This window comes from Moorena sp. SIO3E8 (assembly GCF_010692445.1).
GTDB lineage: Bacteria > Cyanobacteriota > Cyanobacteriia > Cyanobacteriales > Coleofasciculaceae > Moorena > Moorena bouillonii.
Genome location: NZ_JAAHHM010000001.1, coordinates 109,674 through 135,827, shown reverse-complemented (window position 1 = coordinate 135,827; position 26,154 = coordinate 109,674). Strand labels below are relative to the sequence as shown.

General features: G+C 42.3%; 17 protein-coding genes and 1 pseudogene. 12 read left to right on the top strand and 6 right to left on the bottom strand.

Annotated elements, in window-relative coordinates:
- Positions 1-73 precede the first annotated feature (73 nt).
- From atpA to F6K46_RS00310, 9 genes and pseudogenes are all read left to right on the top strand, one after another.
- Positions 74-1,591, top strand: coding sequence for a F0F1 ATP synthase subunit alpha (gene atpA, locus F6K46_RS00350; RefSeq protein ID WP_075898228.1), 1,518 nt, complete (start codon positions 74-76; stop codon positions 1,589-1,591).
- Between the two features lie 367 nt (positions 1,592-1,958).
- Positions 1,959-2,909 (top strand): F0F1 ATP synthase subunit gamma, encoded by a 951-nt coding sequence (locus F6K46_RS00345; RefSeq protein WP_075898230.1) that lies wholly within the window; start codon positions 1,959-1,961, stop codon positions 2,907-2,909.
- Between the two features lie 366 nt (positions 2,910-3,275).
- Positions 3,276-4,427 (top strand): AZOBR_p60025 family cell surface glycopolymer formation protein, encoded by a 1,152-nt coding sequence (locus F6K46_RS00340; RefSeq protein WP_293051100.1) that lies wholly within the window; start codon positions 3,276-3,278, stop codon positions 4,425-4,427.
- A 493-nt stretch (positions 4,428-4,920) separates the two neighbouring features.
- A complete protein-coding gene (locus tag F6K46_RS00335) occupies positions 4,921-5,340 on the top strand; it encodes a XisH family protein (RefSeq protein ID WP_293051102.1) in 420 nt (139 codons plus the stop codon).
- Positions 5,328-5,669: a XisI protein gene (locus F6K46_RS00330; RefSeq protein WP_008181118.1), complete on the top strand. Its 342-nt coding sequence runs from the start codon at positions 5,328-5,330 to the stop codon at positions 5,667-5,669. The genes F6K46_RS00335 and F6K46_RS00330 overlap by 13 nt, the downstream gene beginning before the upstream one ends.
- A gap of 369 nt (positions 5,670-6,038) precedes the next feature.
- The gene (locus F6K46_RS00325; RefSeq protein WP_293051105.1) at positions 6,039-7,295 is read left to right on the top strand and encodes a calcium-binding protein; all 1,257 of its coding nucleotides are present in this window, start codon (positions 6,039-6,041) and stop codon (positions 7,293-7,295) included.
- 315 nt (positions 7,296-7,610) lie between these two features.
- Positions 7,611-8,267, top strand: coding sequence for a calcium-binding protein (locus F6K46_RS00320; RefSeq protein WP_293051108.1), 657 nt, complete (start codon positions 7,611-7,613; stop codon positions 8,265-8,267).
- A gap of 292 nt (positions 8,268-8,559) precedes the next feature.
- Positions 8,560-9,108: a calcium-binding protein gene (locus F6K46_RS00315; protein WP_293051111.1), complete on the top strand. Its 549-nt coding sequence runs from the start codon at positions 8,560-8,562 to the stop codon at positions 9,106-9,108.
- A 250-nt stretch (positions 9,109-9,358) separates the two neighbouring features.
- Positions 9,359-12,202 (top strand): annotated as a pseudogene (locus F6K46_RS00310) (lectin-like protein); the annotation flags it as partial.
- A 434-nt stretch (positions 12,203-12,636) separates the two neighbouring features.
- Here F6K46_RS00310 and F6K46_RS00305 read toward each other — a convergent pair.
- Both F6K46_RS00305 and F6K46_RS00300 read right to left on the bottom strand, forming a co-directional pair.
- Positions 12,637-13,524: a metal ABC transporter permease gene (locus tag F6K46_RS00305; protein WP_293051113.1), complete on the bottom strand. Its 888-nt coding sequence runs from the start codon at positions 13,522-13,524 to the stop codon at positions 12,637-12,639.
- Between the two features lie 166 nt (positions 13,525-13,690).
- Positions 13,691-14,509: a metal ABC transporter ATP-binding protein gene (locus F6K46_RS00300; RefSeq protein ID WP_293051116.1), complete on the bottom strand. Its 819-nt coding sequence runs from the start codon at positions 14,507-14,509 to the stop codon at positions 13,691-13,693.
- Between the two features lie 319 nt (positions 14,510-14,828).
- On the opposite strand from F6K46_RS00300, the gene F6K46_RS00295 reads away from it, so the two are divergent.
- The gene (locus tag F6K46_RS00295) at positions 14,829-15,806 is read left to right on the top strand and encodes a metal ABC transporter substrate-binding protein (RefSeq protein WP_293051119.1); all 978 of its coding nucleotides are present in this window, start codon (positions 14,829-14,831) and stop codon (positions 15,804-15,806) included.
- Between the two features lie 57 nt (positions 15,807-15,863).
- Here the strand turns inward: F6K46_RS00295 and F6K46_RS00290 are convergent, their stop codons facing one another.
- Positions 15,864-16,631: a hypothetical protein gene (locus tag F6K46_RS00290; protein ID WP_293051122.1), complete on the bottom strand. Its 768-nt coding sequence runs from the start codon at positions 16,629-16,631 to the stop codon at positions 15,864-15,866.
- A gap of 490 nt (positions 16,632-17,121) precedes the next feature.
- Positions 17,122-18,363 (bottom strand): tetratricopeptide repeat protein, encoded by a 1,242-nt coding sequence (locus F6K46_RS00285; RefSeq protein ID WP_293051124.1) that lies wholly within the window; start codon positions 18,361-18,363, stop codon positions 17,122-17,124.
- A 96-nt stretch (positions 18,364-18,459) separates the two neighbouring features.
- On the opposite strand from F6K46_RS00285, the gene F6K46_RS00280 reads away from it, so the two are divergent.
- Together F6K46_RS00280 and F6K46_RS00275 are read left to right on the top strand one after the other, a co-directional pair.
- Positions 18,460-20,079, top strand: a complete 1,620-nt coding sequence (locus F6K46_RS00280; protein ID WP_293051127.1) for a cation:proton antiporter — start codon at positions 18,460-18,462, stop codon at positions 20,077-20,079.
- A gap of 210 nt (positions 20,080-20,289) precedes the next feature.
- Positions 20,290-21,399, top strand: a complete 1,110-nt coding sequence (locus tag F6K46_RS00275) for a cyclic nucleotide-binding domain-containing protein (protein ID WP_293051130.1) — start codon at positions 20,290-20,292, stop codon at positions 21,397-21,399.
- Positions 21,400-21,564: 165 nt separating this feature from the next.
- Here F6K46_RS00275 and F6K46_RS00270 read toward each other — a convergent pair whose 3' ends face one another.
- Positions 21,565-23,916 carry a tetratricopeptide repeat protein gene (locus tag F6K46_RS00270; protein WP_293051133.1) on the bottom strand — a complete coding sequence of 784 codons (2,352 nt, stop codon included), beginning with the start codon at positions 23,914-23,916 and terminating at the stop codon, positions 21,565-21,567.
- Between the two features lie 170 nt (positions 23,917-24,086).
- Positions 24,087-25,721, bottom strand: coding sequence for a hypothetical protein (locus tag F6K46_RS00265; RefSeq protein WP_293051136.1), 1,635 nt, complete (start codon positions 25,719-25,721; stop codon positions 24,087-24,089).
- Positions 25,722-26,154 lie beyond the last annotated feature (433 nt).

Genomic DNA, 26,154 nt, shown 5'->3' with positions numbered 1-26,154 from the left:
ACAGTCAACAGTCAACAGTAAACAGTTAATAGTTAACAGTAAACAATTAGTTAGTTAACGATAAAAACACATCATGATTAGCATTAGACCAGACGAAATTAGCAGCATTATTCGGCAGCAAATTCAAGGATATAACCAAGGTTTTGCCGTTTCCAACGTTGGAACGGTTTTGCAAGTTGGTGATGGTATTGCCCGGATTTATGGCTTGGAAAAGTGCATGGCTGGGGAACTGCTGGAGTTTGAAGATGGCACCGTTGGCATTGCCCAGAACTTAGAACAGGACAATGTGGGTGCAGTGCTGATGGGGGATGGTTTAAATATCCAGGAAGGTAGCTCGGTTACTGCTACTGGTAAAATTGCTCAGGTACCCGTCGGAGAGGCACTGATTGGTCGGGTAGTTGATGGCTTGGGTCGTCCCATTGATGGTAAGGGGGACATTCAAAGCACTGAATCCCGTCTGGTGGAATCCATGGCTCCAGGGATTATTGCGCGGCGTTCAGTTTGTGAACCCATGCAAACGGGAATCACCGCTATTGACGCTATGATTCCCGTTGGACGCGGTCAGCGGGAGTTGATTATCGGTGACCGACAAACCGGGAAAACTGCTATTGCTGTAGACACAATCATCAACCAGAAACAGGAAGATGTAATTTGTGTCTATGTTGCTATTGGTCAGAAGGCATCTACGGTAGCCCAAGTGGTGAATACCCTCCAGGAAAAAGGAGCATTAGACTACACTGTGATCGTGGCAGCGAACGCCAATGACCCAGCTACTCTACAGTTCTTGGCTCCCTACACTGGTGCCTCGATTGCCGAGTACTTTATGTACAACGGTAAGGCAACCCTAGTGATTTATGATGACTTGTCTAAGCAAGCTCAAGCCTATCGCCAGATGTCCCTACTGCTGCGCCGTCCACCAGGACGGGAAGCTTATCCAGGAGATGTGTTCTACGTCCACTCCCGGTTGTTGGAACGGGCAGCAAAACTGAATGATGAACTAGGTGGTGGTAGTATGACCGCACTGCCTATTATTGAAACTCAGGCTGGTGACGTATCAGCTTACATCCCGACTAATGTAATTTCTATTACTGATGGTCAAATCTTCCTCTCCTCTGACCTATTTAACTCTGGTGTCAGACCAGCGATTAACCCTGGTATCTCAGTGTCACGGGTAGGTTCTGCGGCCCAAACCAAGGCCATGAAGAAAGTGGCTGGTAAGTTGAAGCTAGAACTAGCCCAGTTTGACGACTTGCAAGCTTTTGCTCAGTTTGCCTCCGACTTGGATGCCGCTACCCAAGCTCAGTTGGCTCGGGGTCAGCGTTTACGGGAAGTGTTGAAGCAACCTCAGAATTCCCCCCTAGCTGTGTTTGAGCAAGTGGCAATCGTTTACGCTGGACTCAATGGCTATCTAGATGATGTGCCTACTGATAAGGTGACAACTTTTACTCAGGGACTGCGGGAGTACTTGAAAACCAGCAAGCCAGAGTACGTTGAGATCATCAAAAAGGAGAAGAAGCTCACTGATGAAGCCGAAAGCATTCTAAAGGAAGCGATCGCAGAATACAAACAGACCTTCCTAGTCTCCGCTTAACAGGTTAAAGATTAGTTTCGGTTGCAGGTTAGTTTCCGTTGCAGGTTGCAGGTTAGTTTCGGTTGCAGGTTGCAGGTTAGTAGGTTGCAGGTTAGTAGGTTGCAGGTTGCAGGTTAGTAGGTTGCAGGTTAGTAGGTTGCAGGTTCTATAAAAAACAGTCAACCTTAAACCTTAAACCTTCAACCTACCCTTCACCGAACGCCTTTGGCGAACAACCTTTTTGAATTAAGAATTTAGAATGCAGAATGTAGAATTCTTAATTCTTAATTCTTAATTCTTAATTCTACATTCGCGCATTCTGCATTCTGACAAACAACCTTCAACCCGAGACAAATTTAACCCTTCATCCTTCATCCTTGAACAGATTATGCCTAATCTAAAAGATATTCGCGATCGCATTAAGTCAGTCAAAAATACCCGGAAAATCACCGAAGCGATGCGCCTTGTGGCTGCGGCTAAGGTACGTCGTGCTCAACAACAGGTAACTGCCACCCGTCCCTTTGCTGACCGCTTAACACAAGTTCTCTACGGTTTGCAAAACCGGATGCAGTTTGAAGATGCCAATCTCCCCCTACTAAAAGAACGGGAAATCAAGAATGTAGGCTTGCTCGTGGTTTCAGGGGATAGAGGACTATGTGGCGGTTACAATACTAACGTGATCAAGCGTGCCGAAAACCGTGCAAAGGAACTACAGGAGAAAGGGGTTGGCTACAAATATGTGCTAGTTGGACGAAAAGCTATTCAGTACTTCGAGCGCCGCGACCAGCCAATTGATGCCAAGTACACCGGTTTAGAACAGATTCCCACCGCATCAGAAGCATCTATGATTGCTGACCAACTCCTCTCCCTGTTTCTGTCTGAAACCGTAGACCGGGTGGAGTTGATATACACCAAATTCGTCTCATTGATTAGTTCTAGACCTGCGGTTCAAACTCTGCTACCCCTAACAGCTAAGGGACTAGAATCACAGGATGATGAAATCTTCAGATTAACAACTAAAGGTGGTGAGTTCAAGGTAGAGCGGGAGTTAGTCACAAGGACAACTACCGAGACTTTCCCCCGTGACATGATCTTTGAACAAGACCCCGTCCAAATCCTGGATGCCCTGTTGCCTTTATATCTAAACAACCAGTTACTACGGGCATTACAAGAGTCAGCAGCTAGTGAACTGGCTTGTCGGATGACAGCAATGAGTAATGCTAGTGATAATGCATCGGAACTGACTGGTAAACTAACCCTAACCTACAACAAGGCACGGCAAGCCGCTATTACCCAGGAAATTCTGGAAGTTGTGGGTGGTGCTGAAGCACTCGGTTAATTTCATTTTATTTCATTTCATTTATCGTCAGTTGCCAAGATTACCCGCGTCTGGAATTAACCAGGCGCATTTTTAATAATTGCTAATTGTAAGCATTCAGCTATCAGCCGTCAGCCGTGAGCTTTTCGCTCACGCTGCGCGAACAGCTTATTTTATTCAAAAGCACCATTAGTAGCCTAAGCTATGGGCATAAACTGTTCGCTTAGCGTGGCCACAGACCTTTAGCATCTCAAGTAGCGTGCGCGTAGCGCATTAGCTGTTCGCGTAGCGTGTGCGTAGCACATAAGCTGATAACTGATAGCTGACGGCTGAATGCTTACAGGATGATAGGGAAGAGCGGGTTAGCTCATAAAACAAGTGTAGGTCATGAAACAATTATGGAATCGGCAGCCGATTGAGATTAGGTACACAATATTGGCTGCTGTTTTAGTATTAGTTATAGTAAGTTTATTTTATTTTGTAAAATTTGAAGGGAATATTACTGGCTTTTTCAGAATTGGATCACTATTCCCTATTTCTCCTTATCTCAATAGTGATCAAGTATTGATTTATCAGGGAGAGCAGGGATATGATGGTCAACAGTTTCTGAGTATTGCCCTCGATCCATGGTTAGAAAACTCAGGAACAATAGAAGCCATTACTCCTCCGCAATATCGCTACAGAAGAATTCTGTATCCACTGCTAGGTTATCTATTAGGTTTTGGGAATCCCCAGCTAATTCCCTACGCAATGGTTGGGATTAACTGTCTAGCTATTATTCTCATAGTATTTGTGAGTAGTTTATATTTCAAACGATATAGTGGTAGAACTTGGCACTCACTCCTGGTTCTGTCTATACCAGGAGTTTGGATGGTTTTATCCCTTTCAACAGCTGATTTAATTAGTAGCTTGCTGCTGGTAACAGCTATCTATTTTTATCGCAATGAAAAACCGATTTACACAGCAATAGCCATAGCAGCTGCTTGTCTGACAAGGGAGACAATGCTATTAATGTGGTTGGCAATTTTATTAACCAGTATATGGGAGCGCAAAGGTCGGCAGCTGCAACATCTATTATGGGCTTGGATACCAGTAGCTGGGTGGGCTATCTATGTTTTCTATCATCTAGAGGCTCAAGAGAATCTAGAAGGTAGTGAAAATTTTGGCTACCCCCTATTTGGCATAGGTCAAAAGCTGATTAATAGTCTCACAGGGGGACTAGGGGGAAAAAACCTGTTTGAAGCTTATTCATTTGCCTTATTAATAGCAGCTTTTGTAGTTACTATACTGCTAGCCAGTCAGTCCCTGCGGGAAAACAAAGTTATCCTAATCAGTGCAATTATTTATGCTGTGTTATTTTCTATGACTAGCATGACTATCTTAGGGTATTATTTGGATTATTCTCGTGTATACCTAGATATCTATTTCTTATTATTACTCAGTAGCAGTTACTCAAAACCCTATTTAAGCTATTTAAAAAATCTCCTCATGGCTGGTGCCAGCTTGGCAAGCATCACCTATTTACTTGCCCATTCATGAAACACCGGAAAGGTAAAATGAAGATTCGGTAAAAATTTGATTTAGCGTTTGTATTTGAGATGTAAAATTTACAGCGGTTTGCAATTCAGTTAGGGACAAAGTTCCTAGGTTTTTAGGGAGCAGGGAGCAGGGAGCAGGGAGCAGGGAGCAGGAAAGAGGGAAGAAGGAAGAGGGAAAACAATCCTGTGTACCTGATAGTTATGCAAACCGCCGTAACACGATAAATAAAGATATAATATCAGGTGTACTTTGGGGGAAAAAGCGACATCATGAATAATATCAAGTCAGGTTAAATACCCTCAGCCCTGGTGCTAATGGTTTAGTAAATAGGAGCACTTCTGAAAATAAGCTTGATATTCATCATAGCATCTATGAATAATCTTGTTGACCCTTGGATAATCACTTTTTGCTAACTTAAGAATACCCGAATCATAACGGTAATGGTCAGAGTCAATTAAGATCAAAAAATTAATTAATTATTAAATTAATAACCATGCCAGTTCGTGACTACTATCATGATAGTGTACGCAATGCCCTTCAAAAAGACGGTTGGACAATCACCCACGATCCCTATCGTTTAAAACTCACTAGAAAAAAGAATTTATATATTGACTTAGGGGCAGAACGACTCATTGCGGCGGAAAAAGGTGTCCAGAAAATTGCTGTTGAAATCAAAAGTTTCCGCAGTGCATCAGAAATGAAAGATTTAGAGGAAGCAGTGGGTCAATTTGTTTTGTATGAACACCTACTGGTACGCTACGAACCCGAAAGAAAACTCTATTTAGCTGTTCCAGAAGATGTGAGATCATCAGTGTTTGAAGAAGAAGCAGGACAAGTTTTAATCGAAGATAAAATCATTCGCCTTTTTACCTTTGACGTCAATCAAGAGGAGCTTATTACATGGATACCTTAAACAAAACTAATCTAAAACAAGCCATTATCAAAGTCTTACAAGACTACGTTGAATTTTTAGGAAATGACCCCGAAAGCGATCTTCAATTAATCATTGACGAAAATAAAGATCACTATCTCCTCATGGAAATAGGTTGGCACAAAAATCAAAGAATTTACGGCAGTTTGATTCACATTGATATCATTAACGAAAAAATTTGGCTTCAACAAGACGGCACAGAAGAAGGAGTCGCCAACGAACTGGTAAAACTAGGCATTTCACCTCAACAAATTGTCCTTGCCTTTAAAACCTTAGAACGCCGTAAAATAACTGACTTTGCCGTTTCCTAATTCAAAACTAAGTACCCATGAAAAACCGGAAAGGTATAATGAAGATTCGGTAAAATTTAAATAAAACTTTAACAAAGGTAAAAAAATGCTTAGATAGCGTCTTTGATAGCGCTGTCATGATACATTCAAAAGTTAACCTTATTTGGTGCGTCTGAGTGAACTCAGGCGCATTTTTAATGATGCTTTTTATACCCACAGATTTTATTAATAACTATTACAAAAATTGTTTTTTTTCCGAAAAAGTGCAATTTTAACTTGATTAATTATTAAAGGCTGAAAATCACACCAGTTTTGAGATACAGCCTCAGATACTACCCAGGTGTGCATTATATAACAACTGAGAATTTATTAATTACGGAGCAAACATTGATGGTTTCTAATGATAACTTTGCAGACCGGATATTCTTAAAGCGTACATCAGTTAGTACCACAGGCACTAACGTGGGTTTCACTGGGGAGCCAGGTGAGCCGAATCATGCAGAATTTAGCAGCCCGTTAAATTCTGCCTGGTGGTCTTGGACAGCTCCCGGTGATGGTACAGTCACTATTGACACTTTTGGGAGTAACTACGACACTAGTCTAGCAGTCTACACCGGTTCAGCACTTAACAGCTTAACAGAGATTGCCAGTGATGATGACACCTTTGGTTTACAAAGTGAAGTTGTATTTACTGTTAGCGCTGGTACAACCTACCAAATTGCTGTTGATGGCTTTTCTTCCAACACAGGCTTGATTGATCTCAACATTAACTTAGATATTGACGACAATCTTATTTTAGGAACATCAGGCAATGATAGCCTGTTCGGCAGTGTCGAAAACGATCAGATTGAGGGTTTGGCTGGCAATGACACAATTTTTGGTAGTGAGGGAATTAATACCCTTCTCGGCGGTGATGGTAATGACGTGATCTACGGTGGTTCACAGCTGGATGTGATTAGCGGTGGTAGCGGTAACGATACCATCTTTGCCAGTGAGGGTAATAATGAAATCTTTGCTGGTGCTGGTGATGACCTGATCTATTCTGGCGCTGGGGATGATTTGATTAATAGTGGCAGCGGTAACGATACCATCTTTGCCAGTGAGGGTAATAATGAAATCTTTGCTGGTGCTGGTGATGACCTGATCTACGGTGGTTCACAGCTGGATGTGATTAATGCTGGTAGCGGTAATGATACTATCTTCGCCAGTGAGGGTAATAATGAAATCTTTGCTGGTGCTGGTAATGACCTGATCTACGGTGGTTCACAGCTGGATGTGATTAATGCTGGTAGCGGTAACGATACTATCTTCGCCAGTGAAGGTAATAATGAAATCTTGGCTGGTGCTGGTGATGACATTATCTATTCTGGCTCTGGCAATGATTTCATTAATAGTGGCAGTGGTAACGACACCCTGTGGCTAGGAGGTGGTGAGGATCTAATTGTCCTCGAAAGCGGCAATGGCTTTGATACTATCAATAACTTCCAGCTTGGTCTAACTATCTTTGATGCGGGCGATAGTAGTCAGCTGAACATCATTGATGGTGCTAATGGTGCGGAAATCTTGAGCGGCGGAGACCTCTTGGCTGTGGTGAGTTGGACTCAAGCTAGCACACTCATAGACAATCTCGATCAGGTGTTTGTCTAGGATTTTTCTGCAAGCCTCCGGTAGAGCAAAGTTTGCCGGAGCATAAAATCATGATTTGATGAGCATAGTGCGTCTGAGTGAACTCAGGCGCATTTTTGATCAGGGTTGCTCTCTCCAGGGCTTTTGTTAAGGAATATTACAAAAAACTGCCCTTTTGTAGAAAAAGAGCAGATTCAGTTTGATTAACCATTAGAGGCTGAAAAACACAGCAGTTTTTAGATACAGCCTCAGACACCACCTCAGATGTAACTTTAGATACAACCGAGGTGTGGGTTAAATAACAACTGACGATTCCTAATTAAGGAGGAAACATCAATGAATTCTATCAATAATATCACAGGAACAGCAGATGATGATAACCTGTTTGGCACTGTCGGAAACGATCGGATTCGGGGTTTTGCTGGCAATGACAAGATCTTTGGTAGTGAGGGAGTTAATTCCCTTTTCGGCGGTAGTGGCAATGACGAAATCTTTGGTGGTTCACAGCGGGATTTCATTACCGGTGGTAGCGGTAACGATACCATCAGAGGAGCTGAGGGAGTTAATTCCCTTTACGGCGGTAGTGGTGATGACCTGATCGAGGGTGGTTCACAGCGGGATTTCATTAGCGGTGGTAGCGGTAATGATACCCTCAGAGGCAGTGAAGGTAATAATACAATCTTTGGTGGTTCTGGTGATGACATCATCTTTTCTGGTTCTGGCAATGATTTTATTAATAGTGGCAGTGGTAACGACACCCTATGGCTAGGAGGTGGTGAGGATGTAATTGTCCTCGAAACCGGCAATGGCTTTGATACTGTCAACAACTTCCAGCTTGGTCAAACTACCTTTGATGTTGCAAAATCTAGTCACATTGTCATCGAAGATGGTGCTAATGGTGCTAAAATCTTTGGCGACGGAGACCTCCTCGCTGTGGTGAGTTCAACTCAAGCTAGCACTCTCAACCACAATTTCGATGACGTGTTTGTCTAAGGTTTTTCTGCAAGCCTCCGGTAGAGCAAAGCTTACCGGAGCATAAAATCATGATTTTATGAGCATAGTGCGTCTGAGTGAACTCAGGCGCATTTTTGATCAGGGTTGCTCTCTCCAGGCCTTTTGTTAAGAAATATTACAAAAGGGCAAACTTTTGTAGAAAAAGAGCAGATTCAGTTTGATTAACCATTAGAGGCTGAAAAACACACCAGTTTTCAGATACAACCTCAGACACAATCCAGGTGTGGTTTAAATAAAAGCTAACGATTCATTAATTACGGAGCAAAGATCAATGAATTCTTTCAATAATATCACGGGAACACCAGGCAATGATACCCTGTCGGGCACTGGCGCAAACGATCAGATTGATGGTTTGGCTGGCGATGACATGATCTTTGGTCGTGAGGGAATAAATATTCTTATCGGAGGTGATGGTAATGACCGGATCGAGGGGGGTTCACAGCCAGATGGGATTTTCGGTGGTACCGGTAATGATACCATCTTCGGTAGTGAAGGTAATAATGTAATCTTTGGTGATGCTGGTGATGACTTGATCTTTTCTGGCTCTGGGGATGATTTTATTAATAGTGGTAGTGGTAACGACACCCTTTTCTTAGGGGGTGGTGACGATCGAATTTTCCTCGAAACCGGTAATGGATTTGATACTATCAACAACTTCCAGCTTGGTATGACTACCTTTGATGTTACCAATCCTAATGATCTGAGCATTGTTGATGGTGCTAATGGTGCTGAAATCTCAAGCGGCGGAGACCTTCTGGCTGTGGTGCGTTTCACTCAAGCTAGCACTCTCAACAACAATTTCGATGACGTGTTTGTCTAGGGTTTTTCTGCAAGCCTCTGGTAGAGCAAAGCTTGCTGGAGGATCAAATCATGATTTGATGAGCATAGTGCGTCTGAGTTAACTCAGGCGCATTTTTGATCAGGGTTGGTCTGCCCAGGGCTTTTGTTAAGGAATGTTACAAAAGTTTGCCCTTTTGTAGAAAAAAAGCAGATTTAATTTAATTTGCCATTAGAGGCTGAAAAACACAGCAGTTTTCAGATATAACCTCAGATTGATCAGGGAAAATATTATGGGTGTTAAGCGTTCTGGAAATAACGATATTGATGCTTTGTTGGATGACGTTTATTGGGTTGATAAAAGGAAACCAGTTTTTCTTACTTACAGTATTGATTCAACTGGAAGCGATGGGCTTGATCTTAGTGAAAGTTTAATGGTGATAGAAGCACTCAGCAGATGGAGTGAAGTCGCTAATATTTTTTTTGGCAAAACATCAAACAGAGGAAATCTACATTTTTTAGGAATAAGTGATGATGATGGAGGGGTGGCAAGTCCGATTTCGAGGTCTAACAAACTAAAAAGTGTAACTATTAAGCTTGGAAAAGAAGCTCCTACTGGTATAGGTAATTGGTTTTTAGAATTAGCACTACATGAAATTGGACATGCACTTGGTTTAAAGCATCCTGGTAACTATGATATTATATCTGGGAAGGCTAATCCTCCTTTTTTAAATCACTCTAAAGACAATACCACAAATACGGTGATGTCTTATAATAGAACACCTGATTTTTATGCAGCCACACCAATGCCTTATGATATCAGATCTATACAGTATCTTTACGGATCAAAGGCTTTTAATTTTGGTAACACTTATTACCGGTTTGATACTGTCAATGGTTATAGGGATGGTCGTCATGCTTATCGTGGTAGTAAAACAATATCCTTGAAGTTGTCAATCTGGGATAGTGGTGGAATAGATACTTTGGATTTTTCTAAACTTGGTTTGAGATTCCCAGGATATTATTTTGATATCAGAGAAGGTGGTATACTGACCACTCGGGATGCTTATAACTCAACCTCCTATATACCGGAAGATAACAGAAATGATACCAGCTCATTGCGATATAAGACCACTGCTTATGGGACATCAATTGCCTACGGAGCCATAATTGAGAATGTAGTTGGTAGCTCAAGTAACGACACTATTATTGGCAACAATAGTGCTAATAATCTCAACGGTGGTAACGGTAATGATAGTCTTTATGGTAATGCCGGTAATGACTACCTGAGGGGTGGCTCAGGCAATGATTATTTAAGTGGTGGAACTGGTAGCGATCGCTTATACGGTGGTACAGGCAATGACAATCTCTATGGCTCTAGTGGTAATGATACCCTCAGTGGTAGTTCTGGCAATGACTACTTAGACGGTGGAACTGGTAGCGATCGCATGTATGGAGGTTTTGGTGATGATCGCTTTGTTGTTGATAGCAACCGCGATATCGTAGTTGAGTATGTTGACCAAGGTATTGACACTGTTTACTCTTCTACTACTTATCACCTTGGTGCTCATCTAGAAAACCTAACACTGAGAGGTGTGCATTCTATAAATGGTTATGGTAATGATTTAAATAATGTAATTAATGGCAATAGTGCTAGTAACATTATTTGGGGTGGTCGTGGCCAAGATACCGTCAATGGTGGTGATAGTAATGATCTTATTTACGGAGATTATATCATTGGATACTATGGAGGGCACAATATATTAGCGGCTCCTGGTACTTGGTATTTTACTAACAATGGATACTATTTATTGAGCACACCTGGTAATTGGTACTCTACCCAAGTAAGAGCTCGAAATTTAGGTGGTAACTTAGTTACAATTAACAACTCCACCGAACAAAGCTTGCTAAACAAAGCCTTTGGAACTAATGAACTGTTTTGGATCGGCTTGACAGATTATACTACTGAAGGTCAATGGCAATGGGTTAGTGGTGAAGTCTCAACCTATCGTAACTGGTTTCCCGGTGAACCTAACGATTATCGTACTTCATCAAACCCCTTTGGTGAAGATTACGCAGTGATGAATTGGGGCAATCAGGGTTGGAATGATCTCCAAAATTATCCCAATCAAAATCTGCGAGGTATTATTGAAATTCCTTCAGTATCACCAGAAATAGGTGAAAGTGATATTTTAAATGGTGGTGCAGGTAATGACCGTCTTTATGGTGGTGGTGGTGATGATCAGTTGTACGGAGGTTTTGGTAATGATGACCTCTATGGTGGTTTTGGTAATGACTTGTTAAAGGGTGAAAGGGGTAGAGATCGCATGAAGGGAGGTTTTGGTGATGATCAATATATTCTTGATGTTGATAGTATGGGTGATACCATAATTGAATATGCCGGTCAAGGTATTGATAAAGTTTATTCCTCCATTACCTATCACCTTGGCGATAATTTGGAAAATCTAGAGCTGGATGGAACAAGTCCTATCAATGGCTACGGTAACAATCTCAATAATGTTATTCAAGGCAACAGTGCCAGTAACAATATTTGGGGTGGTCGAGGTAATGATACGGTCTATGGTGGTGATGGTGATGATATTATTTACGGCGACTATCTCACCACCTGGAATGGACACTCTTATGTATTGAGCCAACCCGGCACTTGGCTGTCTACCCAAGCAGAAGCTCAACGCCTTGGGGGTAACTTAGTTACGATTAACAACGCCACCGAACAAAGCTGGCTAAACACCACCTTTGGAACTCATGAACTGTTTTGGATCGGTCTGAGCGATCGTACTATAGAAGGTCAATGGCAATGGGTTAGTGGTGAAACCTCAAGCTACCGTAACTGGTCTGCGGGTGAACCTAACGATTATCGTAGTTCCTCAATTCCCTATGGTGAAGATTATGCTGCGATGGGTTGGGGTAATCAAGCCTGGAATGACCTTCAAAATTATCCTAGTCAATATCTGCGAGGCATTATCGAATTACCGTCAGTTATACAAGAAATTGCTGGGAATGATAACTTGTATGGTGGTGCTGGCAATGATCGTATCTATGGCGGTGCCGGTGATGACCTTTTAAATGGGGGTACTGGAAGTGATGTCCTCTCTGGAGGTGCTGGTGCAGATAAATTTGTCTTTAATATCCCTACTGAAGGGATAGATTACATTAGCGACTTTGTCAGTCAGCAGGGGGATAAACTACACATTTCGGCTAGTGGCTTCGGCAGTGGTCTTGTTCAAGGAATTTTAGATGTGGGTCAATTTGTTTTAGGTGCTGCCGCCTTAGATACAAATGACAGATTCATCTATGATCGTTCATCAGGATTACTATCATTCGATGCTGACGGTTCAGGTACACTAGGTGCTGTACAAGTTGCGAATTTCTCTAACAAAACTGCCTTAACAAATAGTGATATCCTGATTGTATAGGATACATTAGACATCTCCATAAATTTGGTGTTAAGCTAGACAAGATAATGGTTTTATATTCTCTTGCCTCTTGCCTCTTGCCTTTTGCATTTCTCAAGGTAGACTATGTTCACAACTGAAATAAAAATGCTATATCAACGCCACAACCTCTTAATTTCCTGCCAAATTTGTGATTGTCCTAACTGAGTATTCGGATGAGTTAACACTCCCTGACTGGGACTAAACAAAAATGCCAGCATAAATAAACCAAAAGCTACTAAAACAATTGCTGGTCCAGAAGGGAGATTAAAAAAATAACTCAGGTACATACCAGTAATACTAGCTACTACCCCAAGTGCTGAACCCAAAATCATCATCTGGTGCAACCGATTGACTAATAAGTAAGCTGTTGCTCCTGGTGTGATTAACATGGCTAGCACCAAGATGACTCCAACTCCTTTGAGGCTAGCGACAATGGTCAAGGCAATCAAAATCATCAGACCAAAATTCAGCAAGTTAGTTGGTAAACCTGCTGCTTTTGCCCCTAATGGGTCAAAGGTATAATACATTAATTCTTTGTACAGCAGGAGAATGATTGATAGTACAATGGCGGTGATAATGGCTGTATTGATCACTTCTTCATTGGTGACACTCAGAATATTGCCGAATAGGAAGTGATTGAGGTCAATTTTGTTATCTTTCTGCATCACCGTAATTAAGGTGATACCGAGGGCAAAAAAAGCGGAAAACACAATCCCCATGGCGGCATCTTCTTTAATTTGCGATCGCGTCCGGATCCAAGTAATCACGACAGTGCTAACCACCCCAGCAATAAAGGCTCCCACAAAAATGTCAGCACCGATCATAAATGCGATCGCTAATCCTGGTAGTACAGAATGACTGATAGCATCTCCGAGTAAGGCAAGTCGCTGTACCATTAGGTAGCTACCAACTGCCGCACAAACGATGCCCACTAACACCGCAGTAATTAGCGATCGCTGCATAAACCCATAGTGCAACGGCTCAATTAAAACCTCTAACATATAGCATTTTTAGGTGAGATGTAAACATCAGATTGATGGTAAAAGGGAACAGGGAACAGGGAACAGGGAACAGTAGGAAAGAGCGATGGGAATATTTTTTTGTGCTATCAGAAATCAGCTTTTGCCTTTTGCCTTTTGCCTTCTGCCTTTTGCCTTTTGCCTTCTTTCACTTGACAGCAACTGGATCTAACCAAAAAACGACTTGACCACCATAAGCCTGTTGCATATTAGCTGCACTCAATACCTCTTGCCTAGAGCCACTAGCAATTAACTCCCGATTCAACAAAATCAAATCATCAAAATTAGTCATCGCTTCTCCCAAATCATGGTGAACTACCAGCACAATTTTTCCCGCATCGGCGAGTTGATGGAGGATAGTAAAAATTACAGCTTCAGTTTTTTTGTCAATACCAGCCATCGGTTCATCAAAACAGAATATATCTGCTTGTTCAGCTAATGCTTTAGCGAGAAAGACGCGCTGCTGCTGTCCTCCCGATAGCTGTCCAATCGGACGATTGCGGTAATCCCCCATCCCAACTTGTTCGATGGCATCCGCTGCGATCCGCCGGGATACCGTAGAAAAGCGACGAAACCATCCTGTTTTCCGGACTCTACCCATTAGCACAACATCCCAGACAGTCGCGGGATAAGTCCAGTCAATTTGCGTCCGCTGTGGCATATAAGCCACCTTTTCTAACTGTTCTATCAACGGTTTTCCCTGATACACAGCAAAGCCCGTGGCCGTGGGAACTAACCCCAGCATGGCTTTGATCAAAGTACTTTTGCCAGCACCATTCGGACCAATAATTCCGGTTAATCGTCCTGGTTTGATCTCACAGTTGATATCCCTGAGTGCTTCTACTAGGCGGTAGTGTACACCCAGTTGCCTCAGGGTAATGGTTCCTGTCTGGGACAGATTGCTATATCCAGCTTGATGTTTCCTCTTAGGAGAAGCAAGGTGATGAACCGAGGCAGCATCTGGCATAGAGGGTTCCGGAAACAAAAAATGAAACAAATATGAAAATAGTTTACCATGAAAAATGAAAAGAATATGATAAGACTTATGCTGCAAACCCAGTTTCTTAGGCATGTAGCGCCTTCATGAGGGGGTTTCCACGCCAGTTGCTCATGGCGCATGGGTCTGTGTGGGTCACCTGCGCCCGCACCTTGTAAGTCCTGTGGAACGCCAGTCGCTCATGGGGGTTCCCCCCATGAGCGGGCTGGATCGCTGTTTCAATCCCCTGAATTCCTTCGTGGGGTATTTTTGAATTTTGAATTGATAATTTTGAATTGGAGCAAAGCGGTTGAGAGTAATTACTCAGTCCTACAGTAGAAAGCGCCAATGGTGGCTGACAGTAGTAATCATTTTAGGAGTCTGGATAAGTGGGTGTGATACCACCGGAACAAGCCAGAGTAGTATTGATGGCGATGATAAGCCCAATGTAGTTACCACTAGCACTATCCTTACCGACTGGACAAAACAAGTAGGAGGAGATGAAATTGAACTGACGGGTATCCTAAAACCGGGAGCAGATCCCCATGTCTATGAGCCAGTCCCAGCAGATACTATTGCGTTGGAACAAGCTAATCTGATTTTATACAATGGCTACAATCTGGAACCAGCACTAATTAAGCTGATTAAGTCTGCTGGGGTTAACATCAAGAGCTTTGCGGTTGGGGAAGTGGTGTCACCCTTGGATTTTGAACACGAAGGCAAGACGGAACCGGATCCTCATGTTTGGGGGGATGCTAAAAATGCGATCGCAATGGTCAATGCCATCCGGGACCAGTTGATTGAACTCTCACCGGAGGACAAGGAAGAATTTACCAAGAATGCAGCACAGCTAACTGCTGAATTGAAAAAGGTTGATGCTTGGATTATCGAGCAGATTCAAACTATTCCTAAGAAGCACCGCTACCTAGTCACAACTCATGATGCTTTTCAATATTATGCTCGTGCCTATGGCATACCAGTGGCTGGAACCTTAATTGACATGAGTACTGAGGAACAACCCAGTGCTCAGACTGTCAAGGGTTTGGCAGACGCTATCAAAAAAATTGGGGTGCCAGTGATTTTTGCCGAAACCACGATCAACCCAGCTTTGATCAAGACTGTGGCTCAGGAAGCTGGGGTGAAATTAGCCCCACAAGAATTATACTCTGATTCCTTAGGTGTACCAGGTAGTGAAGCTGATACTTACATCAAAATGTTAATCACTAATACTCACACAGTTGTGGAAGCATTAGGAGGGAACTATCAAACGTTTAATCCAGTTGAATAATGTAGTTTACTAATACAGTTGGCTACTTGCCAGAGACTTGTTTAAGTTTTCAATCATTTAAGCAATCAATGAACTCTGCTCCACATCTATCATCCGAAAATAAAGTACCTGTTCATTAATTTCAAGATTATTGATAATTTTAACAGTAGCCAGTAAACCTTCACTAATCAGTTCGCTCTTGACTTCACCGTATTCCGTCTGCAAGATAATATTTTTTTCCCGGTCATCATTGGAGACATTATTAGGATCTGTCCAGGTTCCTTCTCCTCCTATTTGGGTTACGGCTACCATGAAGTCTATAACGTGGAATTTATGCTCTGGTACGATCAGCGTCAACAATTCTCGTTCTACTCGATCAAATCGAACATTGGTATCTTCATCCCCAAAGAGCAGTGCGTAAAATATATCTTTAGCTTCAAGCAAAAGTTCGTTACCCTTACTACTCCTTTCGGTGTTAGTAATTAGGGCTGTCCCTTTTTGAGGGGGATTATTTAGGTATCCTTCTGCTTTAAGTTGCTCCCGATCTAGTCTCTTATACCTCTTGATAATTTGGGCTAGTTTGTCCTCATCAAGCTCTATCTTGGAGATGCGTTCAAGTCTAGCCCGGTGTTTTCTTTCTTTATCTTCTAAGGCTAGAGCTAGCTTCTGGGTAGTTGGCGGTTGTATCCCACAGACCAATTGGTTGTCTCGGCTTAAGGTTAATGAGATGATCTGCTCTACTAACCACTCTTTGTCCTGGTTCATGAGCATTTTGCGCAACCGCTGACTGAATTCGTCAGATAACTCTGTCTTGATTTGGTCGATTAATTTTTTAAGGGTTGTCACGGCCACTCTCCTTGTCTGCTTTAGTCACCCATTTAACTGGCCTATACCAAGTGCCGGTCAAAGTAGTAATTTACTGATAGGATTACCGTTGCTGTTGACTAGTATTTGACTAGTATTTGACTATTAATAGTTAACATTTAACCCTCAACGGTCAACCTTAAACATAGTTACCCCAAGGAATGCAACATGGTATTACTTAATATTTTGGCTTGAAAAATTAGAAATTGGGAATTGGCTGGACAAGATTCAATAGAAGAAATGTGCTATAAGTTACCAAATTACAAAAAACTAAGCTATTAAACCGGTAACTTGTACATTCAAGTATATGGAGCAGATGGAGTAACGGATGGATTAGGGGATGTTTTGACGCTGATTCCCTTAAAACTCTCTTTATTATTGCCTTTTAATAGCCATGCATGCCTTTTGCTTTAAAAGGATAAGCAATGTCGCTCACTCGTAATGAGAATTGCTATAAATACAATGGTCATATCTATCGATTAATTAGGTCTTGCAACCGTTGCTCATCTTTAATCATGTCAAAATCCGCCTCAATATTAATGAGATACTTAAGTCTATCATTCAAACTCATCGCTTGTTCTAGACTTGCAATTGCTGAGTCAATCTCACCGTTTAAGGCATAATAACAAGCTTGGTTGTAGTAAAGATTAGATGAATTTGATTTTAGCTGCCGTACTCTTTCCAAACTGTCCCAGGCTTCTTGATAGCGACCAAGTTTGATCAAGGCATAGGCTCTATGGTTCCAAGCATGATGAAAATCTGGGTTGAGCTGAATAACCTGATCATAGGAAATCAGTGCTTCTTCATAGTGTTCCATGTATCTGAGAGTATAACCTTGTCCAAACCAACTCCTAAAGTTGTTCGGATTAATTTTAATCGCCTCGGCATGGGTAGCGAGGGATTCTTCATATCGCTTTAATCTCTGCAGGGCTTGGCCTTTTCCTGACCAAGCCACATCGGAATCTGGCTGGATCTGAAGCGCTTTTTCATAGGATGCGATCGCATCTTCATAGCGATTTTCAATCCACAGAGCGTGCCCTTGATTGATATAGTCATCAACTGTTAAGTAGAGCTGGGGATTAGCAGACTTTAACGACTCCAGCTGTTTAGTTAGCTCTTCCAGTTTTTGTTGGACTTCTGGAGCAACAAATTCTTCTTGGATAATAGACGGAGTAATTCGAGAAATTTCGTTAAAAATCTGCTCTTTCTCATGTTGAGCAGCCACAACTAGATGCTGGAGTTGAGAAACTAAATCAGATTTAAGGGTTTCCAGCTCCTGCTTGAAAGCTTCAACTTGTCGTTTTAATTCCGTAGTGACTTCAGCATCAATTTGCTCTTTTATTTTTTGTTCAGCTTCTTCTTGAAATTGCTTTTGCGTCTCCGACACTAATTGGTTGATGATGCTACGACGTAACAAGAGCACTGCCAGACTAGTAACAATAGGAATGGCAATTAGTACTGTAATTAAAAGGTTGAGCAGGTTAATCGTCCAGTCAAAGGTTCGATGAACTTCCGATTGGATATGATTGCGAATTGTGTAACTTTTCTCTAGATGCTCATTAATTAACCTTTCCACTTCCTCCCGTTGTTGCTCCGACAGTAGTGGAGTCGGTGGTGTAGCGTTAGGAAATGATGAATTAGGTTGAGCAATTGCCCCCTCAACTGATAGCAGTAAAGTAGCCAAAGTAATAGCAAGGTTAGGCTTGATTTTCATAACCACTGATATCAAGTATTGCCAATCCGAATCAACTGTGTTTTCATAATTGAGCGACAAGTAATTACATTTTATATACGAGCGCGAACATTTCGGATGCTAGCCAGTACAATATGGATCTTATTGATGGGCTTTTTTGGAGGTCAACTTGCCCGTCGGTTGGGAGCACCTCCTTTGATTGGTATGATTGTGGTGGGTATCCTGATCGGACCAGAAGTGGGGGATGCGATCGCACCACAAGTTCTAGTTATTGCTGATGACCTACGCACCTTCGCGGTTATGGTCATTTTAATGCGGGCAGGACTGGGATTGGATCTTGAGAAACTCCTGGAGCAAGGAACTGTTGCGCTAAGGTTAGGCATTTTGCCCGCCATCACCGAAGCGATCGCAGTAGCTGTTGCCGCCATGATACTGTTTAATTTCGATTTTCCCACTGGATTACTCCTAGGCTGTGTAGTGGGAGCAGAATCCCCAGCCGTGATTGTGCCAGGAATGCTGCGACTCAAAAGTTTAGGCTGGGGCGTAGCTAAAGGGATACCAGATGTGATTCTAACTGGGAGTGCCTTATCCGATGTCCTAGTATTGCTACTCTTCAGTTTGATGGTGAATTTCTTGGCACAGGGAACAATCAACAGTAATGCTCTCCAATTCCTGCCCCTGCAAGTTCTAATCCAGGTCGCCCTTGGTGTCTTAATTGGATATATCGCTGCTCAGTTAATTATTTTCCTATTAACCAAACAAAATTGGACCGAAACTATCGTCCAAGATACCTTAATTACCGCAGCACTTGCCTTATTATTGGTAGTGTTAGCTAAAAGTATGCCATACTTTTCTGGCTATTTAGCTACCATGGCAATGGGATTTTTCCTAATACAATTAGACCCTCCCTTAGCACGACGCTTGCGAGTAGAATTTAACCATCTGTGGGTGGTAGCAGAGATTATTCTATTTGTCTTGATGGGAGCTAGTATCCAACTTCGGGTATTAGAAACAACCCTGTTACCTGGCATTTTAATCCTAGCCATTGGGTTATGTATCGGTCGGATGGTCGGGTGGTATCTCTCCACATTGGGCAGTAATTGGACTTGGCGAGAGAAACTGTTTTTGTTGCCCGGAAACTCCGCAAAAGCCACAGTACAAGCAGCCATTGGTGGTATTCCCTTGAGTCAAGGGCTAGAAGGAGGTCAGACAATTTTAGCGATCGCAGCCCTCTCGATTTTGATTACCGCACCCCTAGGGGCTTGGGCAATTCCCACCTTTGCCCCTAAACTCTTATCCCAAGACCCTGTAGACCCCACCAAAGTAACCGTTGCCTCTCATACTCTCCTACTAGCCGCTGTCGATACCTCTAGTTTAGCCACCCACGTATTAACTAAAGTAGCAGATTTAGCAAGACGAAGTAATGGGGAAGTTATTGTTTTACATGTGATCACCACATCAAATCAGCCAGAAGTCAAGCAGTTACAGAACCAAACCAAACGCTTGCTCTTGGATATTCGGCATCAGTTTATTACCGTAACCGGTTCGATTCCCAAAGAAATTGTTCGCATAGCCCAAGAGCATCAAGTAACAGATATAGTGATCGGAAAACGGGGACATCAACCCTGGCAGCAAGTCCTGGTCGGTTCCGTATCTCAGGCAGTGTTAGAAACCAGTCCAATTCCAGTAATTTTGGTTGAAGAAGTGGAACGAACCTCTGAAGCTTCCCACCACTAAAGCAATCGCTCTTAAAATAAACCCCAAACCGTTATAATGTCAGTGGTAATACGCAAGTAAAGAGCAAAATATATCACAGTCATAATTCTTTAAATTATGGCTTTGCCATCTGTATCATTTTTTGATACTTTAAAAAAAAACAGCGACTAAGTCGTTGATTTGATTTGTTGATTTGATTTATTGTTACCCTCAAATGGGCAGTATTAATCCATGTTAGAGAAGTTTGATATTTTAGGATACCTGAACGAAGATCAGTTAAAAGAGGTAGAGAAGATTGGAGAAATTAAAAAATACTCTCAGGAAGAGTTGATTGTCAAAGAAGGAGAATATAGTAGTGAAATTTACTTTATTCTCTCAGGAGCCGTTGATTTATTGAAAGTTGAAACCCGTACTAATACAAATATTAAATTTGGAGAAATCCTAGCCGGGGAAACTTTCGGAGAAATGTCATTCTTCGATGAAGGACCTAGAACTTGCTCTGTAATAGCACAACCGAATACTGAAGTTTATATCTTATCTAGAACCCAGCTGCTCGAGAATGTCGATGACGCTCAAGAAATCATCAAGATTATAGATGAAGCAATAACTTATGACGTCAGTAAGCGTCTACGATATTGGACTACTCAATATACAGCTAATCTCCAAGAACAAATCGACCAGCTAAAAGAACGCAATAATTTTGGCTTGTTTTTCGTAATCATATTCGTGATGTCGCTGATCGCAATACTGATTAATTCATGTTTGGATGATTTTTTCCCAAATTTTCTGAATCTTTATTCAGTGGCGTTTATTTGGATACATCTTGTAGTAATAGTCATTCCTGCTTTAATTACCTTGACAAAGTTTAATATTTCTTTAGATCAAGTAGGAGTGACAAAAATAAATTTTAAAAAATCTGTTTTAGATGGCTTGATAATCAGTGGATTAGGAATTATATTAATAGGGTTAATAGCCTTTGGAATAGATCTAATTACGACCGGAAATCAATTAACATCAAAAATATTAAAATTTCCGATATCTTTAGTATCTGTGATGTCATTCACTTATTTTATACACTCTTATATACAAGAGTTTGTCCGAGCTACTGTGCAAACAGCTTTGCAACGATTTCTCCTAGATGAAAAAGGTTACTTTTCTGTTTTTATTGCAGCAATTTTATTTGGAATGTTTCACGTTAGCCTAGGAACTCAAGCGATACTAGTTACATTGGTTGCTGGGGAAATATTTGGTCTAATTTACCTACGTACTTACAATTTGATAGGGGTATCATTAGTCCATTACCTTCTTGGCTATCTATTTATATATATAAGTGTAATTTGAGATGTTAAACTAGCTTCAAGTCTTATTTAAACAGGTTGCTTGGTTCAGAAATAAAATCGAAATGCTATCAGGTGCTAGGCTTTAAGGACTAAAACCTAACACCTAAAAGCTAACACCTAAAAGCTAACATCTTGCCCTAATCATAAAAACTAAATTGAAAGGGTATTAGTACCGCTCCCAATAAGGCTGAAAACCTCGCCGTTTTAGAATATCTACCTCCAGCCGCAGGATACGATTATCGAGCTTAGGATTAACTGTCCCTGTAGACTCTTTCTCTTCAAAGTTGAGTCCTTCAAACCGTTGGAGGGCTGTAAACGGAAAGTCTTGGGCAACACTTAATTCAGCCAAGTTTTGGCGAGCCGATAAATTCTTTGGCTCCAGTTCTAGTATCTGTTTATAAAACCCCGTTGCCTTAGCATAGTGCTGTTGAGTAAAGCTAATCCCTGCCAAAGCTAGTAAGGCACCAATGTTATCAGACTCCCGTTCTAAAATTTCTTCGTAAGCGTTGCTAGCTAATCGCAAATCCTTCAATCCCATAGCCAATTCTCCCTGCACAAAATAGGCATCAATATTATCAGGATTATCCGCAATCCACTCAGCTATTTCAGCTTTAGCTAACTTAGGCTCTCGCTGTGCTAAAACCTGTAGTCGTCGCAATTGTACAGGAGCATTATCTGGTGAGACCTCTAGTAGAGTAATGTACAGGGTTTCTCGTGCTGGGTCAGCAGGCAAAGCACCCACCAAACTCAACAATTCCGGTGGTGGATCAATAGAAGGCTGAGTCTGTAGCCATTGATTGAGTACCCCTTGCGCTTCCTGTTGGTCAATACGTTTAGTTTGATATGCCACACTAGTACGCCCCAGCTGGGCTAATAAATCATTGCGATCGCGAGATAGCAGCTGGTCATAGATAACCAGAGCTTTCTGTGGATCACCTTGGGCAATGTGGATTCCCGCTAACCCCCGCAAAGCACCATTGAACAAATTATTATTTGGATTACTCTGAATAATTCTCTGATACCGCTGGATACTGGCATCGAGATTTCCCTGGCGACGGTCAATCTCTGCTAGCAATAATTCCGTACTCTGGTCGGAACCACCAGTAGAGGTTGCCCTGTAACTGTCAATTGCACTTGTTGCCTGGGCTAGTCGATTCTGCTTTATCAAAATCTGAGCAACACGGAAATTCAAAAACGGTACATCTACCCCTGTAGCCAGCAAATCTTGGTAAATACTCAGCAGTTCTGGGTCAGGAGGGTCTAGACGCAACAAAGCTTGGGCTAAATCTCGCTGCTGAGCTGGTTCACTCGGTAGGGTTTGGGTTATCTCAAGCAACCGCTGTCGCCGTTGAGTTCCGGATAACTGTCCCAATTTACCTTCTAGAATAATCTGCTTCACCAACAAGCTTTGGTTATTCGACTTCACCAACAAGCTTTGGTTATTCGACTGCTCCTCGGTCAACTGCTGATAAAGCCGTAGAGCTGATGCCCACTGGCTTGGTACCTCACTCATCACATCAGCCACTTCCCTGACTAAAGCAACAGATGGCTTTGGTGTTGAGGCCAGTACCTGACGGTAGAGAGTAACCGCGTCTTCGGTTAGGTCAGAGCGACTCTCACGACGACCAATTTCTGAAAGGGCCCGGGCTAAGGGTAAAGCCGCCTCATCTCTCCCTCGCAACGGTTCTAGGACAGACAAAGCTTCTGTCAGTTGCCCAGAAGCTTGATAAGCTTGAGCTAAATCAGCCCGTAGATAGCTATCATTGCCATAGAATTGGGAAAATTGATTGAGCTGAGCTTCCAATACCTGTACCGCCTGAGCAGGATTCCCAGTTTCCCGTAGAGCCAGAGCATAGGCTCCCGCTGCATTTCCCGGAATCGGCTGACCGTTAGCTTGGTAACGATCAAATAGCTCTAGCCCTTGCTGATAGTCACCACTGTAGGTATAGATTTGAGCAGCACCAACAATGATTTCTGGTGTAGGATTGCTCTCCAGCAAAATTTCATAATCAGCTAGGGCTTCCGGAAAACGACCTTGGTAGCCCAGCAGTAAAGCCCGCTGAGCACGAACACCAGTATCATTAGGAGTTAGGTTTAATAAAGTGGTTAGGGCTTCAATCCCATCCGCCTGCCATTCAGCACGATAACCTCCCAATTCTCCTACCGCTTCCAGAGCCTCTTTATTATTTGGGTCGATGGCTAGGACTTGTTGATAAGCAGCCCAAGCATCGGCATCTCGCCCTGCTCGCTGATACGCTATCGCTAGACCTAACCTCCCTTCCTTCGATTGGGGAGAGCCTTTTAGAGCTTGTTCAAAGGTTGCGATCGCATTATCTACCCATCCTTTCTTTAACAGATCGTAACCTCGGCGTACAGCAGAAGTAACTTGTGCTTGGAGCGCTGGTACCACCGATTCAACTGGGCTGAAGATTAATACTCCTGCTAACCCAAAAACCATCAAAAAGACCCACCAACGCTGCCAGTATAAATTTTTTTTGCCAAGAGAATGGTTATTCATTGGTCAAAAGCATGAACGATAAACTATCAAGCATGAAGGATAAACTATCAAGGATGAACTATCAAGGATGAATCAGTGTTTATGTTCTATCTATGTCAGCAATTCTATTAGCGAGTAGCTTGAAAAACCTATTACTCATTACTCAGGACTGATTACTGAGCACTCAGCACTCAATCCCACAGATCACTCACATCAAAATCAGCCCTGACTCGAACACCAAGAATTGTATCTGAAAACTCATCTCGTCCTTGCAAAGTCACACCTGCACGCACATTAGGTGAAACACGCACGTCATAGAACAATTCCCAAACATCTGGTACTTTATTACCTTGGTCCCGGCGCAAGTCATCATTAGACAATTGCCGACCATAGCCAAGCCCTAGTCGGTCATCATCCATAAACAAATCTAAGAGGTTCAGACCCACACTGTAGGTATCCCCGCTTTCCTCTAAATCAAGATTTTCGTACCAACCATAGCGCCCAAACAGTCCCATCTTGAGAGCAGGAATATATAGTTCTCCATTAATCCCGTAAGCTTCTTCGCGGTCAGAGGACTTCGGACCAAACTCGTTATCCCCTCGGTTCAAAGAAAAAATTTCCTGGAATCCATCTTTCTGAGCATCCCGAGCCGATAGGTAAGTCCCCCGAATGATTGCTGTACCTACCCGGAAAGCTAGCTCTGAAGAAAACCCATCAAAAGCAAAATCATCCAGGTCTCGGTCTGAAGAAAAGCCCGCAGCTCTTACTTCCAGGTTGTCGGTTAGATTCCAGTTGAGCAGCACCCCCGGACGAGACGCAATACCAGCTGCTGCCAGAGCAGGATTCGTCTGAAACACCGGGTTAAAGAAATGGGTCGTACTATCTTTAGCAAAGCTATTGCGGTCAAAATAAGATGTCAAATCCATTAGACCAACCACAAAGCGCAGATTAGAATAGCTAGGCACAGAAGTGGTAAAGTAAAGTTCATTGATACTTAATCCGGTTTCCTCGGTGTCGGAAAAGCCCTCCCCAGTGGTGAGGTCAACTGTGGCACCAAACAAAGCATGGGGAGAAAGGGGATAAGTTCCTTGCAGCCGTAGTCTCGCTGATGTGTCTACCTGATTCACCAAGGCACCTTGTATGTTTAGGGTCGGAGCTAACGGGTTATCATCCTTAGGGTCAATCTCTGGAATTAATGGACGCTCTGGTGCTTCCTCAAAGTTGGTTTGTGCCAGCTTCTTAGGCTCAATCGATACCCAATCATCTTCACTGGGGTGGAAGTTCTTAGGGTCATATTGCTTGGATAAACCTACAGTCCTATCAAAGTCCCTCAGGCAGCTTTCGTTTGTGTAGCCACAACCAAATTCTTGTCCGCTACTAACCGAGTAGTATTGGCTGTTCGGGTTTGCTTGAAACCTAGCCCTCATCCTCGTGCATGAATCCTTAACAGCCCAGTCCTCCTGGGCCTTTTCAGGCAAATTTGTAGAGTTGAACCTGTCCAGCCGGTCTTGGTCTGTGTTGCTCCAGACATTATTCTGTGATGGTTTCGAGGTTTCGCTCTTAGGGCTAAGAGGTTTTTCCGAAACAATTTGATCCGGAAGACTAAGACATAGCCCCGAAAAATGAGCATAGGCTGGTTCTGTTTTCAGACTAGCAACACCTAACAAAAGTGATAGGGTGATCGGGGCTATAAAACCCCATTTGGCTAAGGGGGAAGTCGAGGCAATGGATAATAAGAAGTAACTTAGCCCAACCGAACGCTTTAAGGCGCTCATGCTTGGTTGATTAGTATCAATAGCAATAGGGATTTGATTTATGTCTATCATGAGCACCACAATCAATTAAATATAACTGTGCTTAGTTCACATTTATAGGGAAGAAACGTTGTTTTCCCAGCAGATAAAATATTATCCGTTTTTTTTTCGGTATAGATAATTATGTAGGTTATATAATTACGACGCTTGATTACTTTTTTCAAAGTATTAGGGTTAATTTGATATCACAATTTTGGGTAATTTATCCATATTATTATACCAAGGCTACTTGACTTAATATCACTCTCAAATTCATACAACAAAAAAAATATTAATTCCCTATTAGGGGATAGTTCACGCTAAATTATTCATCATCTAAATAATAGACATAGTTGAAATAGCTGCCTGAAACCATAACATAAAAAAATAACTCAATAAATAAAAATTAACCATAGTAAACCTTAATCAATTTTATTTGATTAAAATAAAATTTAACCTGTTAAAA

Excerpts from the sequence above, each read along its gene's own strand:
- F6K46_RS00315 (WP_293051111.1), top strand. The coding sequence starts at position 8,560 with ATGAATTCTTTCAATAATATCACGGGAACACCAGGCAATGATACCCTG.
- F6K46_RS00265 (WP_293051136.1), bottom strand. The coding sequence starts at position 25,721 with ATGATAGACATAAATCAAATCCCTATTGCTATTGATACTAATCAACCA.
- F6K46_RS00345 (WP_075898230.1), top strand. The coding sequence starts at position 1,959 with ATGCCTAATCTAAAAGATATTCGCGATCGCATTAAGTCAGTCAAAAAT.
- F6K46_RS00305 (WP_293051113.1), bottom strand. The coding sequence starts at position 13,524 with ATGTTAGAGGTTTTAATTGAGCCGTTGCACTATGGGTTTATGCAGCGA.
- F6K46_RS00335 (WP_293051102.1), top strand. The coding sequence starts at position 4,921 with ATGCCAGTTCGTGACTACTATCATGATAGTGTACGCAATGCCCTTCAA.
- F6K46_RS00330 (WP_008181118.1), top strand. The coding sequence starts at position 5,328 with ATGGATACCTTAAACAAAACTAATCTAAAACAAGCCATTATCAAAGTC.
- F6K46_RS00275 (WP_293051130.1), top strand. The coding sequence starts at position 20,290 with ATGTTAGAGAAGTTTGATATTTTAGGATACCTGAACGAAGATCAGTTA.
- F6K46_RS00325 (WP_293051105.1), top strand. The coding sequence starts at position 6,039 with ATGGTTTCTAATGATAACTTTGCAGACCGGATATTCTTAAAGCGTACA.
- F6K46_RS00300 (WP_293051116.1), bottom strand. The coding sequence starts at position 14,509 with ATGCCAGATGCTGCCTCGGTTCATCACCTTGCTTCTCCTAAGAGGAAA.
- F6K46_RS00270 (WP_293051133.1), bottom strand. The coding sequence starts at position 23,916 with ATGAATAACCATTCTCTTGGCAAAAAAAATTTATACTGGCAGCGTTGG.
- F6K46_RS00320 (WP_293051108.1), top strand. The coding sequence starts at position 7,611 with ATGAATTCTATCAATAATATCACAGGAACAGCAGATGATGATAACCTG.
- atpA (WP_075898228.1), top strand. The coding sequence starts at position 74 with ATGATTAGCATTAGACCAGACGAAATTAGCAGCATTATTCGGCAGCAA.
- F6K46_RS00280 (WP_293051127.1), top strand. The coding sequence starts at position 18,460 with ATGCTAGCCAGTACAATATGGATCTTATTGATGGGCTTTTTTGGAGGT.
- F6K46_RS00285 (WP_293051124.1), bottom strand. The coding sequence starts at position 18,363 with ATGAAAATCAAGCCTAACCTTGCTATTACTTTGGCTACTTTACTGCTA.
- F6K46_RS00340 (WP_293051100.1), top strand. The coding sequence starts at position 3,276 with ATGAAACAATTATGGAATCGGCAGCCGATTGAGATTAGGTACACAATA.